14 protein-coding genes are annotated in these 16,270 nt (G+C 39.7%); all 14 read right to left on the bottom strand.

Annotated elements, in window-relative coordinates; genetic code table 11:
• Positions 1–4: 4 nt before the first annotated feature.
• Entirely contained in the window at positions 5–622 is a 618-nt protein-coding gene (gene cysE / locus E2R31_RS06730) for a serine O-acetyltransferase (RefSeq protein WP_125848259.1), read from the bottom strand.
• A 15-nt stretch (positions 623–637) separates the two neighbouring features.
• Positions 638–2,851 (bottom strand): polyribonucleotide nucleotidyltransferase, encoded by a 2,214-nt coding sequence (gene pnp / locus E2R31_RS06725; protein WP_132973590.1) that lies wholly within the window; start codon positions 2,849–2,851, stop codon positions 638–640.
• Between the two features lie 728 nt (positions 2,852–3,579).
• Positions 3,580–4,446, bottom strand: a complete 867-nt coding sequence (metF, locus tag E2R31_RS06715) for a methylenetetrahydrofolate reductase [NAD(P)H] (protein ID WP_132973588.1) — start codon at positions 4,444–4,446, stop codon at positions 3,580–3,582.
• A 92-nt stretch (positions 4,447–4,538) separates the two neighbouring features.
• On the bottom strand, positions 4,539–6,788 hold the full coding sequence (gene metE / locus E2R31_RS06710) for a 5-methyltetrahydropteroyltriglutamate--homocysteine S-methyltransferase (RefSeq protein WP_132973586.1): 2,250 nt from the start codon (positions 6,786–6,788) through the stop codon (positions 4,539–4,541).
• A gap of 352 nt (positions 6,789–7,140) precedes the next feature.
• A complete protein-coding gene (locus tag E2R31_RS06705) occupies positions 7,141–7,434 on the bottom strand; it encodes a helix-turn-helix domain-containing protein (RefSeq protein ID WP_000796006.1) in 294 nt (97 codons plus the stop codon).
• Positions 7,424–7,732 carry a type II toxin-antitoxin system RelE/ParE family toxin gene (locus E2R31_RS06700; protein WP_050547201.1) on the bottom strand — a complete coding sequence of 103 codons (309 nt, stop codon included), beginning with the start codon at positions 7,730–7,732 and terminating at the stop codon, positions 7,424–7,426. Before E2R31_RS06700 ends, E2R31_RS06705 begins: the two co-directional genes overlap by 11 nt.
• 213 nt (positions 7,733–7,945) lie before the next feature.
• Positions 7,946–8,311 (bottom strand): TIGR02328 family protein, encoded by a 366-nt coding sequence (locus E2R31_RS06695; protein ID WP_001241795.1) that lies wholly within the window; start codon positions 8,309–8,311, stop codon positions 7,946–7,948.
• Complete coding sequence (locus tag E2R31_RS06690; protein WP_000438482.1) at positions 8,295–8,699, bottom strand: YbgA family protein; 405 nt, start codon at positions 8,697–8,699, stop codon at positions 8,295–8,297. Before E2R31_RS06690 ends, E2R31_RS06695 begins: the two co-directional genes overlap by 17 nt.
• Positions 8,700–8,780: 81 nt before the next feature.
• Positions 8,781–9,557 carry a hypothetical protein gene (locus E2R31_RS06685; protein ID WP_000840048.1) on the bottom strand — a complete coding sequence of 259 codons (777 nt, stop codon included), beginning with the start codon at positions 9,555–9,557 and terminating at the stop codon, positions 8,781–8,783.
• A 35-nt stretch (positions 9,558–9,592) separates the two neighbouring features.
• Positions 9,593–11,194: a type I restriction-modification system subunit M gene (locus tag E2R31_RS06680; protein ID WP_132973584.1), complete on the bottom strand. Its 1,602-nt coding sequence runs from the start codon at positions 11,192–11,194 to the stop codon at positions 9,593–9,595.
• A gap of 44 nt (positions 11,195–11,238) precedes the next feature.
• Positions 11,239–11,994, bottom strand: a complete 756-nt coding sequence (locus E2R31_RS06675) for a hypothetical protein (protein ID WP_132973582.1) — start codon at positions 11,992–11,994, stop codon at positions 11,239–11,241.
• Between the two features lie 23 nt (positions 11,995–12,017).
• Positions 12,018–13,820, bottom strand: a complete 1,803-nt coding sequence (locus tag E2R31_RS06670) for a P-loop NTPase fold protein (protein WP_132973580.1) — start codon at positions 13,818–13,820, stop codon at positions 12,018–12,020.
• Positions 13,821–13,847: 27 nt separating this feature from the next.
• Positions 13,848–15,044, bottom strand: coding sequence for an HAD family hydrolase (locus tag E2R31_RS06665; RefSeq protein ID WP_132973578.1), 1,197 nt, complete (start codon positions 15,042–15,044; stop codon positions 13,848–13,850).
• 16 nt (positions 15,045–15,060) lie between these two features.
• Positions 15,061–16,212, bottom strand: coding sequence for a restriction endonuclease subunit S (locus E2R31_RS06660; protein ID WP_132974232.1), 1,152 nt, complete (start codon positions 16,210–16,212; stop codon positions 15,061–15,063).
• Positions 16,213–16,270: the final 58 nt, after the last annotated feature.

Raw genomic sequence — 16,270 nt, 5'->3', positions numbered from 1 at the left:
TCCTTTACAATCCCGACGATCTGTGGCTGGCTTCTCTAGCATGCTCGAGTTTATTGACGTAGTACTCGCGTTTTTCTTCGACTTCGTGGATCGTTGGTTCATCCTTCTGTCCATGAACTCGGACGATCTTAGCTGGAATACCGACAACTGTCACATCACTTGGTACGTCTGCCACGACTACTGCAGCAGCACCGACTTTGGCATTTTCACCGATTTCTACCGGTCCGATGACTTGGGCATGGGCTGATATGAGAGCTCCTTTACGCACAGTCGGATGGCGTTTCCCAACATCCTTCCCTGTTCCACCAAGTGTTACTCCGTGATAGAGAAGAACGCCTTTTTCAACAATCGCTGTCTCTCCAATCACCAAGCCAGAACCATGGTCGATAAAAACACCTGAGTCAATCTGGGCACCCGGATGAATCTCAATCTGAGTCCAAAAGCGCCAAAACTGACTGTGCATCCGAGCTAGGAGTTTGAAGCCGTGCTTCCAGAGAAAATGCGAGAGACGATGGGCAGCCAAGGCCTTGACACCTGGATAAGTCAGCAAAACTTCCAAACTGTTGCGTGCCGCTGGATCATTTTCTTTTACAATATCAATGGTTTCGCGCCACCATCCCATACATTTCTCCTTTTCTTATTCTGAATCTTTTGGTGTTTCTGTAACTTCTTTCTTAGGTTTGTGGTCCTTGTGATGACGTGGACGGTGAGGTCGCTCAGACTTTTCTCCTTTTTCATCATGCTCAGGTTTTGGCGGACGAGGAAGAAGAACTTTCATAGAGGCATCGATACGGCCTTTTTCATCAATCTTGATAACCTTAACGTCGACTTCATCACCGATAGCTACCAAGTCTTCGACACGGTTGGTACGAGTCCAAGCCATTTCAGAAATGTGCACAAGTGCATCTGTCTTATCAAAGAGGTTGACAAAGGCACCAAATTTCTCGATACGAACAACCTTAGCATGGTAAACTTCATCCACTTTCGCCTCACGAACCAAGCCAGCGATGATTTCTTTGGTACGGTTAATGGCATCTTGGTCGCTAGAATAGATGGACACATTACCTTCTTCGTCGATATCAATCTTAACGCCTGTTTCAGCGATAATCTTGTCAATGGTTTCTCCACCCTTACCGATGACAATCTTGATTTTGTCCACATCAATCTTGATGGTGTCAATTTTTGGAGCAGTTGGAGCCAATTCTGGACGCACTTCTGGGATTGTTTCTTCAATCACATCAAGAATTTCAAAACGTGCTTTCTTGGCTTGAGCAAGAGCCTCAGTCAAGATTTCTGCAGTAATCCCTTGGATCTTGATATCCATTTGAAGGGCTGTAATCCCGTCGCGAGTACCGGCAACCTTAAAGTCCATGTCTCCAAAGTGGTCTTCCAACCCTTGGATATCTGTCAATACTGTATAGTTATTTCCATCTGAGATAAGACCCATGGCAATACCAGCTACTGGTGCCTTGATTGGCACACCACCAGCCATAAGGGCAAGCGTTCCCGCACAGATAGAAGCTTGAGAAGAAGAACCATTTGATTCCAAGACCTCAGCTACCAAGCGGATCGCGTATGGGAATTCTTCCAAACTTGGCAAGACTTGAGCAAGAGCACGCTCACCAAGAGCACCGTGACCAATTTCACGACGACCAGGGGCTCCGTAACGACCTGTTTCCCCTACAGAGTATTGAGGGAAGTTATAGTGGTGCATAAAGCGTTTCTTGTACTCTGGGTCCAAACCATCGATGATTTGAGTTTCTCCCATCGGAGCCAAGGTCAAAACTGAAAGGGCCTGAGTTTGTCCACGAGTGAAGAGACCTGAACCGTGCACACGAGGAAGGAAGTCAACAACCGCATCCAAAGGACGGATCTCATCGACCTTACGCCCATCAGGACGCACCTTGTCTTCTGTAATCAAACGGCGCACTTCAGCGTGTTCCATTTGTTCCAAGATTTCAGCCACATCACGCATGATACGGTCAAATTCTTCGTGGTCCGCATATTTTTCTTCATACACTGCAGTCACTTGATTTTTAACTGCTTGAGTTGCAGCTTCACGAGCCAATTTTTCTTCTACTTGGATCGCTTTTTGGAGGTCGCTGTTGTAGGCTGCGATGATTTCAGCCTGCAAGTCAGCGTCTACATGAAGCAATTCCACTTCTGCTTTTTCCTTACCAACAGCAGCAACGATTTCTTCTTGGAAGGCAATCAATTCTTTGACTGCTTCGTGCCCTTTGAGAAGAGCTTCCAACATGATTTCTTCTGACAATTCTTTGGCGCCAGACTCTACCATGTTGATAGCGTGTTTGGTACCAGCTACTGTCAATTCAAGAAGAGATTGCTCTGCTTGTTCTTGAGTAGGGTTGATGATGATTTCCCCGTCAACATAGCCTACTTGTACCCCAGCGATTGGTCCGTCAAATGGAATATCTGAGATAGATAATGCCAATGATGAACCAAACATAGCTGCCATTGGTGCAGATGCATTTTCATCGTAAGAAAGAACGGTGTTGATAACTTGGACTTCGTTACGGAAACCTTCCGCAAACATCGGACGGATTGGACGGTCAATCAAACGCGCTGTCAAGGTCGCATCTGTTGAAGGACGTCCTTCACGTTTCATAAAGCCACCAGGAAACTTCCCAGCCGCATACATTTTTTCTTCATAGTTGACTTGAAGTGGGAAGAAATCCCCAGTTGCCATCTTCTTAGACATAACGGCAGCAGTCAGGACAGTTGACTCACCGTAACGCACAACAACCGAGCCATTTGCTTGCTTAGCAACCTGACCAGTCTCTACGATTAACTCACGACCCGCAAAAGTCGTTTGAAACACTTGTTTTGTCATTTTAATCCCCTTTGGATTGATGAAATTATACGCCTTGCCTACAAAGATCAAGATACTAAGCCGTTAAGCAACTCAAAGGAGAATAGGAAATCGAACGACGGAGCGACTGCTCCTAGGTAGATTTATCTTTTTCCACAGAGTTGTAGGCGTGTTCAATTAATCAAGATATTTTGGACGGTTCGGCTTGCCGAACATTTCTGTAGAAAAATAGGAAGGTAACGCCGCACTCGATGAGTGCTAAGAAGCTTATCTTTTTTCCTAAGAAATGAGACCAAAATTCAATTAAGTCGTTTTCTTGATATTTCACTGGAATAGTGCGGACGGGAGGTAAAATTATCCAGTGGATGATTTTAGAAATCCAGTGGAATTTCATCCCTAATTTTTGAACCAAATATCTCAAAAATCCCGTCTTAGATAATAACATTGTTATCATCTAAGATACCACTATAGCGTGAAATATCTTTTTATAGACACCTATTATCAGGTTTTAATAAAAACTTCTATAGCTTAAATACCCTCATCTTTGTATCAAGTACGTACAGAGTCTATTTTATCATATTTTTCTTAAAAAGTGCGGGCTTTTCTATTAAAAAAGAACCATTCCCCCATGAAAAGAGGAATGGTTTGTTGTTTATTTTATTTAGCAAATTCTTTGGCTTTCGCAACTGTCATTTTTCATTTAAAAGCATGTAAATGACAAGCTACCGTCTCAGTGGTTAAAGAATCGATTATCCTAAAGACTGATGATTAAACAAGGCATGGGTTGCTTGGTGGATGTATTTGGCTGTTTCAGCATTGTTCATGGTGTAGAGATGCACACCTGCGACATCCTGGGTCACCAAGTCCACTATCTGATCCACTGCATAGGCAAGTCCTGCTGCTCTGAGCGACTCAGGGTCATGCTCATACTTGTCTAAGATGGCCTTGAATTTGCGCGGAAGATGAATATTCTCACACGTTTTCAAGAGACGAAGCGCTTGATTTCGGTTAAGAATGGGCATGATACCCGCATGAATGGGAACATCAATCCCTGCCAAGGTACACTTGTCTTGGAAATCATAGAAACGCTCATTGTCAAAGAAAAGTTGGGTTACGAGACTTGAACAGCCTGCATCCACTTTCTTCTTGAGATTTTGGATATCCGAGATCTGGTTTGGCGAATCGGGGTGTCCCTCTGGGTAGCAAGCTCCGACAATATCAAAGTGAGGGGCTTGTTCCTTGATGAACTCGATTAAGTCCGTTGCGTAGCGGAAATCCTTTTGTGGCACCACATCAGGGATGATATCCCCACGCAAGGCCAAGATTTTCTGTACCCCAACCTTGTCCAATTCCGCAATAGTTTCAGCAACCTTTTCCTTGGTCAGATAGATAGCTGGCAAGTGGGCAATGGTTGGAATCGCCAAATCATTCTGGATAAAGTCAGCCAAACGAACCGTCGTTTCCTTGATATTAAATTTATTATTACTAGCCGTCACACTGATAAAGTGTGGCGCTAGCTCCTGCATATTTTGAAGAGCAGAAATAATCTTATCATTACCCACAGCTGGGTTTGGAGGGAACACTTCAAATGAGAGTGACGGTGTTTGGCGTGACATAGTCATTATCCTTTTCTTTGATTTCGATAGTGCTTAGCTAGATAGGGCTAAGCAGTTCCTTGATCAAACTGTGTCAAGCGAGAAATCTAATCTTACAATTTCTCACGCGCAGCTTTGGCTGCTTCGACAAGGCGGATCAAGCTTTCTTTTGTTTCTGGGATACCACGTGTTTTCAAACCACAGTCAGGGTTGATCCAAACTTTCTTGCTTGGTACTTTTGCAAGGATAGCTTCGATAGTGTGGTCGATTTCGCCTTCGTTAGGTACACGAGGTGAGTGGATATCGTAAACCCCAGGTCCCACTTCTGTTTGGAAGTTCTTCGCTTTGAGTTCGTCCAAGATTTCAAGGTTTGAACGGCTTGCTTCAAAGGAAATAACGTCCGCATCCATGTTGTCGATAGCTGGGATGATATCTGTAAATTCTGAGTAACACATGTGAGTGTGGATTTGTGTGTCTGGCGCTACTGTAGAGTGTACCAAGCGGAAGGCTGGAATAGCCCAGTCAAGGTAATCTTCGTACCAGTCGCTACGACGAAGTGGCAATTTCTCACGAAGAGCGGCCTCGTCGATTTGGATAATCTTCACACCTGCAGCTTCAAGGTCAAGAACTTCATCCTTGATTGCAAGAGCGATTTGAAGAGTCGAATCCTTGATAGAGATGTCTTCACGTGGGAATGACCAATTGAGGATGGTAACAGGTCCAGTCAACATACCTTTAACAGGTTTGTCAGTACGGCTTTGTGCGTAGCTAGACCATTTGACAGTGATTGGGTTAAGACGAGTGACATCTCCCCAGATGATTGGTGGTTTAACCCCACGCATACCGTATGATTGTACCCAACCATTCTTAGAGAAGAGGTAACCTGACAAGTTTTGACCGAAGTACTCAACCATGTCATTACGCTCGAATTCACCGTGTACAAGCACATCAAATCCAACTTCTTCTTGCCATTTGATCCATTCGTCGATGGTTTCAGCAAGGAAGGCATCGTATTCTTCTTGTGACAATTCACCCTTACGGAAGGCCAAACGTTTGGCACGGACTTCCTTAGTTTGAGGGAATGAACCGATGGTTGTTGTTGGAAGAGCTGGAAGTTTGAAAGTTTCTTCTTGGATCGCTTCACGTTCTGCAAAGGCTGGCAAACGAGTGTAGTCAGCGTCTGTCAAGCCAGCAATACGAGCACGGAGTTCAGCATTTTCGCCCACACGCTCAGTCGCAAAGAGTTCTTTGTTGGCCGCAAGTGCTTCTTCACCTTGACCATTGCGGATAGCATCCAAGTCACGAAGTTCTTCCAATTTTTCAACCGCAAAAGCAAAGTGATTCAAGATAGCTGGTTCAAATTCTTCATTAGCAGTTGTAAATGGCACATGAAGAAGTGAGCATGAGCTTGTCAAGACAATGTTTTCAGCTGGGATTTGCTCAAGAACAGCCAAGCTCTTTTCGTAGTTGTTGCGCCAGATGTTTTTACCATTGACAATCCCTGCATAGAGAGTCTTGTCAGCTGGGAAACCACCTTTAACCAATTCAAGAGTTTTCTTACCTTCAACGAAGTCAAGACCGATGGCATCTACTGGTAATTTGACAAGGTCAGCATAAACGTCACGAACATCTCCGAAGTAAGTTTGAAGCAAGACTTCAAGACCTTTCTTGTCAGCCAAAAGTTTGTTGTAGATGTTCAAGAAGAGAGCTTTTTCTTCAGCTGTCAAATCTTTGACAAGAGCCGCTTCGTCCAACTGGATGCGAGTCGCACCAAGTTCAGCCAATTTTGCAAAAACTTCTTGGTAGGCAGCTACTAAGCTATCTACGAAGTCTTCTGCTTTTACGCCTTCTTCAAAGTCTGACAATTGGAGGAAAGTGAATGGACCTACAAGAACAGGACGAGTATTGAGACCAAGTTCTTTGGCTTCTTGGAACTCATCAAAAATCTTGTGACCAGCCAATTTGACTTGAGTGTCTTTTTCAAATTTAGGAACGATGTAGTGATAGTTAGTGTTGAACCATTTCTTCATTGGAAGGGCGCGAACGTCCCCTTTTTCCCCTTGGTAACCACGCGCCAAAGCAAAGTAGCGCTCAAGGTCAGACAAGTCCAAGTTTTGAACGGATGCAGGCACCACGTTGAAGAGGAAGGCTGCATCTAGGAAGTTGTCATAGTGAGAAAAGTCATTTGATGGGATTTCAGTGATGCCTTTTTCTTTGACAATGTTCCAGTGTTTCGCACGCAATTCTTTTGCTGCAGCCAAGAGTTCTTCTTCTGAGATTTCTTTTCTAAAGTATTTTTCAGTTGTAAATTTTAATTCGCGGAATTCGCCCAAACGTGGGAAACCGATGATCGTAGTTGACATGATGTGTCCTCCAAAATTTGTTGTTGAAACTATCTTAACAGAAAAGAAAGTGTCTGTATAATTGTAAATAATTAGGCTTTGATATAGTTTGAAACTATATCTCTCTTTTAGACAAAAGAAAAGGACTTGAGACCAGTGCCTCAAATCCTTTGTATAGCTTGTTTTATGTTGTGATTTAGATGAAATGCTCAAACAAGCTATTGATGATTCTTATAAGTGACTATGGCTTGTTATTAGAAAAGACTATAGGTTGATTTTCCTTTGGTATTTTTGATATTTCCCTTGAAAAGTGCGGACGGGAGGTAAAATTGTTCTGTGGATAATTTTAGCCAACCAAGTAATCTCATCTCTATCAACTTTTTTCCTGTTCAAGTGGGACGACTGCTAGTGTCTTTCCTAAACTGGCTAAGACTTTCAAGACCGTATCCAACTGAGGACTAGTCTTTCCTGTTTCCATCCTAGCTATGACAGGCTGGCTTACCCCACTGAGTTCCTCTAGCTTTTTCTGACTAATACCTTGCTCATGTCTAGCCTCAATCAACTCACTCATAATAGCCACTCGCATATCACTTTCAAGAATTTCCTCCTTGGTAAGGAGTTCAGATCGGACATCCTTCCAATTACTCCCAATAGCCCTATTCTTCATCACTTAACCCTCTTTCTTTTATGTCATTCAGTTCACGCTTGGCTTTTTCAATTTCTCTTCTAGGAGTTTTCTGAGTCTTTTTGGCAAAATGATGTAAGAGAACGAAACTCCCACCAAGCCAAGCCACAAATAATATCCTATCCCTAAGAGGTCTAAGCTCCCAAATCTCATCTTCCAAATGTTTGATATAGGGTTCACCTGCTCTAGTCCCATGCTGACTAAGCAACTCGATATAGTCGTTTAGTTTATTGAGTTTGATGCGACTATCCTTACTTTTCTGACTAGCCAATTCTCTCATATAATCTAAGACTGGCTCGTTTCCATTTTTGTCCTTATAGAAGTAAATCGTATGAACCAAGTAGCCTCTTTCTAATTAAATTATAACTCAAAAGTTATTGAAAGTAAATCTTAACACTCATAAAAAGAAGACCTTAGAAAAAATCTAAAGGTCTCATTTTTATTATTCGAAAAAATTACGAGAAGAGTTATAAATTGGAGATAAGTCTGACTCTTACTCCAGCTCAATCCCCTTCTCACGAAGATTAGCTAAGCACTCCTCATAGTATCCTGCGTCATGCTCACTATAGACGGGATTACCTAGGTTCTCCTCAGGCAAGTCTTGATAAGGAGGGCAGGTCTTACCTCGGTAGTCCTTGTCCAGCCACTCTGGACTGACATTATAGCCACGGTCGGCCATCTCCTCCATGATCAAGCGATGATAGGCATAGAGACGATAGGGCGAGTGGGTAAAGACATAGTCCACCGTCGCATGCTTTCTGCCCCAGCCATTGCCACGAAGGGCACAGCACTCTCGGTGTTGCCCCAAAAGCTGTGGACGGGGAAGTTGTGAAATCAAAGCCTCATGCCAAAGTCTCATAGGTGTCTCCTTTCAGTAAGGTCGAATGTTGCAAGTAGGTATTCGGATAGCGATCAAGCAACTCTCGAGTTTTAGTAATCAAGTCTTCCTTGGAAACTTGACCAAAGCGGTAGCGATCCAGCAAGAGCATATAGTCCTTACGCTCGGCATCTGTCGCTTTCTTTTTGAAATAGCCCCAAATATGCTGAAAGGCATTACAAACCTGACCTCTATGCTCTGGGATTTGACAGGCACGGTCGATCAGTTCTTGAACATGACTTACCTCCACCTGTTCATTCTTGAGATATTGACGAATCTCATTGTAAATATTGCTGGAATGGCTCAAAACGAGATATTTGTTTCTAGCCCAGAGTTGTTGGCACTGGGATTTTTGGTTAGTTTGTTCCATGTTTCTCCTTGCTATCTATCCGTTTCCAGGAAATATGGAAACAAAGTAACAGTCCTATAAAGTAGACTCTTGAAGTATGCTTTATTGCTTATTAATACTATTTTCTAGTATTTCAATCTCGTTTAAAATGGTATTCAAATGATTTTGATAGTTTTTAATCATACTACTATCTATGTAATTCTTAATTTTCTTCTGTTTTAGTCTCAACTCCCAATACTTACAAGCTAATTTCATGTAATTACAGTAGTCTTCTCTATTTATTATTAGAGACTTACCTGATTCTATCAATTCGCTAACAAATGTTTCATCAATACCATAGATATCTTCAAAGAACTCTCCAGCAGTTTTATAGCTATCCAAAAATTTTTCTAAAAACAATCTATTCCCAATTCCCATTGTTAAAGAACCAGCATTAATGATGGGAGTTTTAAAGCCTTCATAATATTGATTAATAAAGTAAGCAAAAGTATCAAATCTATCGTTCCCTAAAGATTTTTTTATGATATTTAAACCACCAGTTTTAGGCATGATACTGATGTTCATAGGCGAATAACGCATAACGCCAAGAGAATCCTTTAACCCTTCCGAAATATTGGTCTCCTTTAAAATTGACTCATAAAGTTTAGTACCTTTATTAAAGACTGTAGAATCTATATTAAAAGACACATCTCCGTTAACTTCGATTGATTCCACTTTATTTGAGAAAAGAAATTTTTTTCCCTCTTTATATAAACTTTCCCCATAATATTTCAAATAAAAATCCCAAGCCGATTTATCTGAATCACTACTAATTTCATGACGTGAGGTCAATGTTATTCCTACACTTGTTTGATTTTTTTCATTTTCATTTGACTTCATAAGCACACTTCCTTTGCTATATCCTTATTTCCTCATCACCCTTTAAATTTTTTCAAAAACTCTTTGAGTTCTGCATCGGCTTCTGGTGTGGTTCCGTGGAGTTTGCTCAGCATTTCAAGTAGAGAAGCTGTTTGACTTTCGATAGCTTTATTTGTGTCGTTAATTTTGCTGACGATGTCTGTCAGCGGCTCAACTTCTTCTTCCTCAAAGGTGTCTACATAGCGAGGGATATTGAGGTTGTAGTCATTTTCGACGATTTCTTCATAGCTTGCCAGATGGGCAAACTTGTCAATCTCCTCACGAGATTTGTAGGCTTCCAGAATCTTCTCTATATGAGCATCCGTCATGATATTTTGGTTTTTGCCCTTATCAAACTCCTTAGAAGCATCGATAAAGTAAACATCACGATTGGTGCGGTTCTTTTTGAGAATGATGACCGTGGTCGGAATACTGGTATTAAAGAAGATATTGGCAGGAAGACCGATAACTGTGTCAATAGCCCCTTCTTCTAACAAGGCCTTACGAATGGTCCCTTCCGCATTTCCACGGAAAAGAACACCGTGAGGAAGGACGATAGCCATAACTCCATTATCTTGCTTGAGATGGTAGTAACCATGTAAAAGGAAGGCAAAGTCAGCCTTGGACTGGGGTGCCAGTTTCCCAAAAGGAGAGAAACGAGGATCATTCAAGAAGCCAGAACTTGCTGACCACTTGGCAGAGTATGGAGGGTTCATGAGAACCCCATCAAAGTTGGTCGGTTCCTGTGTCGGCCAGTCTTCATCCAAGGTATCGGCATTGTGGAGAAATTGATTCTCAACTGGAACCCCGTGTAGAATCATATTCATCCGAGCCAAGTTATAAGTGGAGGTATTGAGCTCCTGACCAAAATAGACAACCGTTTGCGGTTTATGAGAATATTTCTTGGCATTGAGCAAGAGAGAGCCAGACCCCATAGTCGCATCATAGAGGGTAAAACCTTGCTGATCCTCACGACCCAAAAAGGCAATCTGAGTCATGAGCTTGGCAACTGGCTGAGGTGTATAAAACTCACCAGCCTTCTTACCCGAGTCAGTCGCAAACTGACCGATCAGATACTCATAGGCATCCCCCAGCATATCGCCTGCATGACCAGCCACATCCAGCACAGCCAACTCCTTCATGACTGCTGCTACCGTTTGGTTTTGCTTTTGCGGAGTAGCCCCTAGCTTTTTAGAGTAGAGGTCGATATCTTCAAAGAGATTTTCATAGAGGTCGTCACTCTGCTCGATATCACGAAAACCTTGAGCTAGATCTTCCAGCTGGAAAGTCCCGTCATTGACCCTTGCTACCAGAGCAGTAAAAGTCAAGTCAGGCTTGATACTATAGTTGAGCTCGTCGCTCATAACAGAGAGAAGATCCTCGTGGGTATCCGCATCCTCGTAGTAGGAGCGATAGACCTCAAGGGCAGCCTCTAGACTATCCGTCTCCTCCTCCATGGTCTCCGCCACGAAAAAGAGCATCTTGTCAGACAGGTACTTGTAAAAGACCATACCCAAGAGATAGGACTTGTAGTCATTGGCATCCATCTTAGAGCGGAGAACATCCGCTGAATTCCACAGGGCTTGGTAGAGCGACTGGGAAGTTTGTGTTGTTTCCATAATGTTTCTTTCTAAGTTTTACAATTATTTTTTTAAACAAGCAATCATTTATAACAAATCACTTCATTCTCAATCGTTCGAATCAAATCTAAAGGAATAGAAGAGACTGGAAGTTGATAAACGATATTTTTTCGAGGGTTATAAAATCCAAGATTTTCGATAGACAGGAAGTCAGGGTCAAAGGAATGTAGGCCCATGATATAGTAGACAAGGACTTGTAGTGTATGGTCTTTATTAGGAGCTGTTTTAGTCACCTTAAAATCCCATAATGTATCTTTGGTAAGAAAATCTCCATCCCCCTTATCAATCGTATCTGTATAGCCTCCCAAAAAGTTAAAGCCATCCTTTACCAAAGGACCATAGAGGTCGAAAAAGCAAAGACTTCGCTCTACCATGATGCGAATATTCTCTATCGTTTCTGCATCCACCGAAATTTCCTCAAAAGGCTTATAATACTGTTTCCCCGCACGAAAAACGACATCAAAAGAAACCAAACGACACGCACTTTCTATCGATAAATCGTCCAATCCTGTCACCAAATCGAGAAGTGCTTCTGCTAGGTCTCCCATACCCACCTTCTGAGCTCCCAAGAGAGATATTCTAAAAGCATCACTAGATTCTGCCCCTTTCATAAATCGAGTCAAGTAGTCCACACAAATCCCCACTAAACTAGGAGATACAGACTCTACCGGATGCAGAATTCTGTGGTCTTCGAACTGCTCTACTGAAAATAACTTGATGGGCAGATAACCACCTCGAGGTTGGTTAATTTCTTTGATACGTTGTGTTACAGATACCATGATTTCTCCTATTTCGTATAAAATTATTTATCTTTTATTTCATCTAGCCGATTATCAAATACATTTGAGATCTTATCAAAATACTCATCACCTGCTAATTTTTTAAATTTAAAATCTATAACATATGGTTTTCCATTAATTTTTAAAACACCCTCATTGTCATCACCACTGCGAATATAACCAAATCCTAATAAGAAATCTATAAACTCTTGATTGTTGAGGTTGTTTATTACATTTAATAGATCTTCATCCCACTTAGAAAAATACTCATCCATCTTATTGATGTATATGTAGAATAATATTATCTGCTCTTTTCTTCTAAAAGACGAAAACATCTTGTTAAATGGACTAATATCTGTGACTAAATCTCGAATGTGTTCTTTATCTATGACTTTATGCTTAAAAGAGTAATAAAGAATATCAGAAAAATCTGTTAATTCTGTATTTGCCCTCCAAAATCCTTCAACTTGACTTATAAATGTTGATTTAGTATCTACTATAAGTTGATTAAAAAGTTGATCAAGTTCATAATTTGGATATTTAATATTAATTTTAGCCATATTCATTATAATAAAATCAATCAGCCAATTATTATTTCCTTCTTCTGACAACTTGAATGACGTTTTAAACAAAAGAAATCTGTAATTGAAATCATTATCATAAAAAGAGGTTGTTATGTATGTGGTAAAATCTGAACTAAGCATTCCACTCAGTTCTTCTAATAATAACGATGGAGTTTCTATAATAGCATTCAACTCTTCTAAAGTCCTATTAGAAGGGATTTCACTAATCAAATATGCCTCTGTATTTGAAGAAAATGGAAAAGGATAAATGCTAGGTTCCGCCCTCAAAATTATAAATGACTCTGCTATATCATATTTCCTTTTTATACTATCGGTAATTCTTCCCATCTTTAATAAGACATTATATATATCAGGATAAAAAATATATAGATAGATAACAACCATTTGTTGCTCAACTAAAACATACTCCTTTTTATTCCGTCCAATCAATTCCAAATTAACATAATCATTAAAGTGCTCTCTGTCTCGTAAATTTCTATTTTCCTTCATAACAAGATTAATAAAATTATCAGAAAGCTTTATCTCAAATCTCTTTTCTAGTTGTTCAAAATAATCTCCCCATATTTTTGTAGGATGGAGAACAAATGGAAGCTCAATACGTCGATCTATAATTTTTGAAAGATAATTACTCTCATTTCGATGGATTATATCGATATCTCCAACGAAAATAATCGGAAGTTTTCCATTAAGCAAACTGAAAAGTTTATAACTAGCTTCCTGCTGTTCTTCAGTCATTCTATCAAAATTATCAACGACTAAGACTTTCTTCCTACATGAAGGAAAATTAAAAGTCAACAACCGACTATAAATTCCGTCTGATTTTATTTTCAAAAACTGATGGATTGCGACTATTAAAGCAACTACTCCTGCACTCAATATAACCCAAGCAGGTACAAAAACACTTAGACCCAAATCAACTACATTAGTCATTAGGATTGATAATGCAATGCATAGAATTACAATTAATCTAAGACCCCAGTAAACAAATGGATGTAGCTTAGCAAAAACTGTTTCTAAAGTCGAGCGACTGTCATTTAATCTCCAAAAATCAATGGTAACTAGTTTAACTTTTTTTTTATTTTTTAGTTTTAAATTGTCAACTTGTTTTAGAAAAGTAGACTTACCTGATCCCCAAGTTCCATTTAGAAAATACGTCTTATTCTCGTTTAATAAATTTGCAAAATTTTGCGCTGCAATTGAGATATCAATTTTCTCTAGTCTTATAAAATCATTCTCCGTCATAACCTACCTAACAATTCTCATCTTCAATTATGATTCAAATTTTTGTTGAATATTTTCAACTGTGTCTCTAATTAACTCATCAGTATTGCTACCAAGTTGTTCAATAAGATACTGGTAAAACTTTTTAATATCTGGATCATTTAAAATATGCCATACCTGTGTATTTTCTAGTGCAATTTGTAAAAGGTCTTCCAATTCTTCATGTTTCCAACTAGTATATTTTGATAACTTCTCAACTATAGCATGAGTATTTTTGAAGCTACCACTACTTTCTAATGAGTTGATTAAATCTAATTTCTCTTGCTCTTCTTTTGGTTTAGCTTGTTCAATAGCTTCTTTTTGATTATTGTACTTTTTCTCATACAGTTTTTCATTGTATACAGTTTTATCAATAATCAATTTCACGAGTTCGTCAAGTTCACTACCCTCTGAGTAGTCTGCAGGAGCAAAGTAAGAAATACGATTATCTCTCATCATTTTATAGACTTTATTCTTTGCCTTCAGTTCATCTTTTTCATCTGGATTAAAAACTCCGACAGAATAACCACCTTGAGAATTCACCAATTTCATACAAGGAATATCTGTGTCACTATCACCCAGATAAATCATATTTCGAAATGGAACTCTGATTTCGTCAGGTGCGAAAGAATCATTAACCGCTTCATCATTAACATCAAGAACACCCTTTGAGATACGAAAAAGAAACTGTGTCTTATTTGTATAATTCACTACTTGAGCAGGCCAGACAGCAACTCCATCATCATCAAAATAGAACGAAGTTGCGTACAGTTCTTTAAACTCTTTTGCAATTGTAGTTCCCTCTATCATCTCTTTTAAACCTGAAGATATAATATAATGCTCGACAATGATCCCTTTATCATCCCCGTAGTCTCTTATGCGTTTAAACCAATCCTCTACTCCAGGAAAAAGTGCAACCTGAGATCCATACTCAGCTAACTTCTCTTTTGTAAAAACAATCTGACCACGTGCTTTTTTCTTCATTGTATACATATAAGCAAGGTTCTTATCCATATTATTTGCCGTGGCACGACCATTTGACTCCTTCCAGAAATCACCAATCATATCGCTACCTTCTGGTTGTACTGTTTGGATATATCCTTGAGCCTGCATATCATCTGGAGAAAGTGTCTTATCAAAATCATAGCATAGCGCAATAACAGGTCTATCTGTTTTCTTTTCACGGTTAAAAGTTGTGTCTGGCATATTTAGCCCCTTTCAATTAAATAAACATATCCTGCAAGAGTTTCTTTTTGAGTGTTTCTAGCTGAGTGATTTTCTCTTGGTGAGAATTGATGAGATTATCGAGATTTGAGAAGTAAGCACCGATAGCTTGTTGTTCTTCCAATTCTGGAACTATCATTTGAATCTTAATAAAATTTTTTACATTTAAAACTCTGTTTCGTCCTGCTCCACCCGGTGATAGCAAATCCAACTTTTGTCTAAACTCTTCTCTCTTAATATAAATACTAATAAAATTCTTATCAGATTTATCAATTACAAATGTCGGAAACCTATGAGAAACCAATAAACCATCATCTTCTTTACTAGCTACAGCAATCGCATGTTCCCAAGCAAATGTAATATTTACAACCAAATCACTCTCTTTAACTTCAAATAAATTATCCATTGCAATTTTCTTAGGATCATCAACAAATTGTTTAAAGGTACCTTTAGCATGTGAGCGAATCGATAATCTATAGTAAGGATCGGAGGGTTTTTTTACTTTTCTGGACACTGGCGATACTAAGTCTATTAACTTTTTTTTCTCCCATTTTCTTTCAAATCCATCTAAACGTATCTCAGGGAATGTCTGTCCAGCTTTTGGGAACATCTTGGAAAGCATTGTCGCCTTAAGGGATTGGTAGTTTGTGAGATTGTCCTTGTAGCTGGCCAAAAGGTCATCGAGAGTGCGAAAGAGGGAGCCGATGGCGGCTTGTTCATCAATTTCAGGATGATACACTTTGTAGTTCCCAAGTTGAGGAGCTGTTAGTTGAGGAACACCCGTAGACTCATTTAAAATTCTCATTGAATTAATCTGATTTTCAAGATAATCAACATCAATATTTTCCGATTGAAGAGTCAGAAGTCTAACAACCGGAGTAAAATTTTCATGTCGAGCTACTGCATATCCAACATCTCCGCGACCTGTAACAGTCACTGCCGGAGCTTTCACTTTATAATCGTCATAAAATCCAACGATTCCTTTGTTTGTCAAAGCATTTGCAATAACGGGATATTGCCCACTTTCTTTCAATTTTACTTTATCTACATCTCCACCAGCAGATATTTTGACTATATCTGCAATTTTTTTTTCTACCCAAAAAGCTTTAAAATTGTTAAACCTAATTCGGGGAATATTATTTTTTATCATCTTTTTATCTAAATTCATATCATATCCATGTATTACTAAGTTTTATATCTTTAGTCAG

The sequence above is a fragment of the Streptococcus downii genome (assembly GCF_004353325.1).
Lineage (GTDB): Bacteria > Bacillota > Bacilli > Lactobacillales > Streptococcaceae > Streptococcus > Streptococcus downii.
Note: the sequence above shows the minus strand (reverse complement) of the source record. Positions and strands in the feature narration are given on the sequence as shown.

Excerpts from the sequence above, each read along its gene's own strand:
- E2R31_RS06675 (WP_132973582.1), bottom strand. The coding sequence starts at position 11,994 with ATGGTATCTGTAACACAACGTATCAAAGAAATTAACCAACCTCGAGGT.
- E2R31_RS06705 (WP_000796006.1), bottom strand. The coding sequence starts at position 7,434 with ATGAAGAATAGGGCTATTGGGAGTAATTGGAAGGATGTCCGATCTGAA.
- E2R31_RS06680 (WP_132973584.1), bottom strand. The coding sequence starts at position 11,194 with ATGGAAACAACACAAACTTCCCAGTCGCTCTACCAAGCCCTGTGGAAT.
- metE (WP_132973586.1), bottom strand. The coding sequence starts at position 6,788 with ATGTCAACTACGATCATCGGTTTCCCACGTTTGGGCGAATTCCGCGAA.
- E2R31_RS06665 (WP_132973578.1), bottom strand. The coding sequence starts at position 15,044 with ATGCCAGACACAACTTTTAACCGTGAAAAGAAAACAGATAGACCTGTT.
- E2R31_RS06670 (WP_132973580.1), bottom strand. The coding sequence starts at position 13,820 with ATGACGGAGAATGATTTTATAAGACTAGAGAAAATTGATATCTCAATT.
- E2R31_RS06695 (WP_001241795.1), bottom strand. The coding sequence starts at position 8,311 with ATGAGACTTTGGCATGAGGCTTTGATTTCACAACTTCCCCGTCCACAG.
- E2R31_RS06690 (WP_000438482.1), bottom strand. The coding sequence starts at position 8,699 with ATGGAACAAACTAACCAAAAATCCCAGTGCCAACAACTCTGGGCTAGA.
- pnp (WP_132973590.1), bottom strand. The coding sequence starts at position 2,851 with ATGACAAAACAAGTGTTTCAAACGACTTTTGCGGGTCGTGAGTTAATC.
- E2R31_RS06685 (WP_000840048.1), bottom strand. The coding sequence starts at position 9,557 with ATGAAGTCAAATGAAAATGAAAAAAATCAAACAAGTGTAGGAATAACA.
- metF (WP_132973588.1), bottom strand. The coding sequence starts at position 4,446 with ATGTCACGCCAAACACCGTCACTCTCATTTGAAGTGTTCCCTCCAAAC.
- E2R31_RS06700 (WP_050547201.1), bottom strand. The coding sequence starts at position 7,732 with ATGAGAGAATTGGCTAGTCAGAAAAGTAAGGATAGTCGCATCAAACTC.
- cysE (WP_125848259.1), bottom strand. The coding sequence starts at position 622 with ATGGGATGGTGGCGCGAAACCATTGATATTGTAAAAGAAAATGATCCA.
- E2R31_RS06660 (WP_132974232.1), bottom strand. The coding sequence starts at position 16,212 with ATGATAAAAAATAATATTCCCCGAATTAGGTTTAACAATTTTAAAGCT.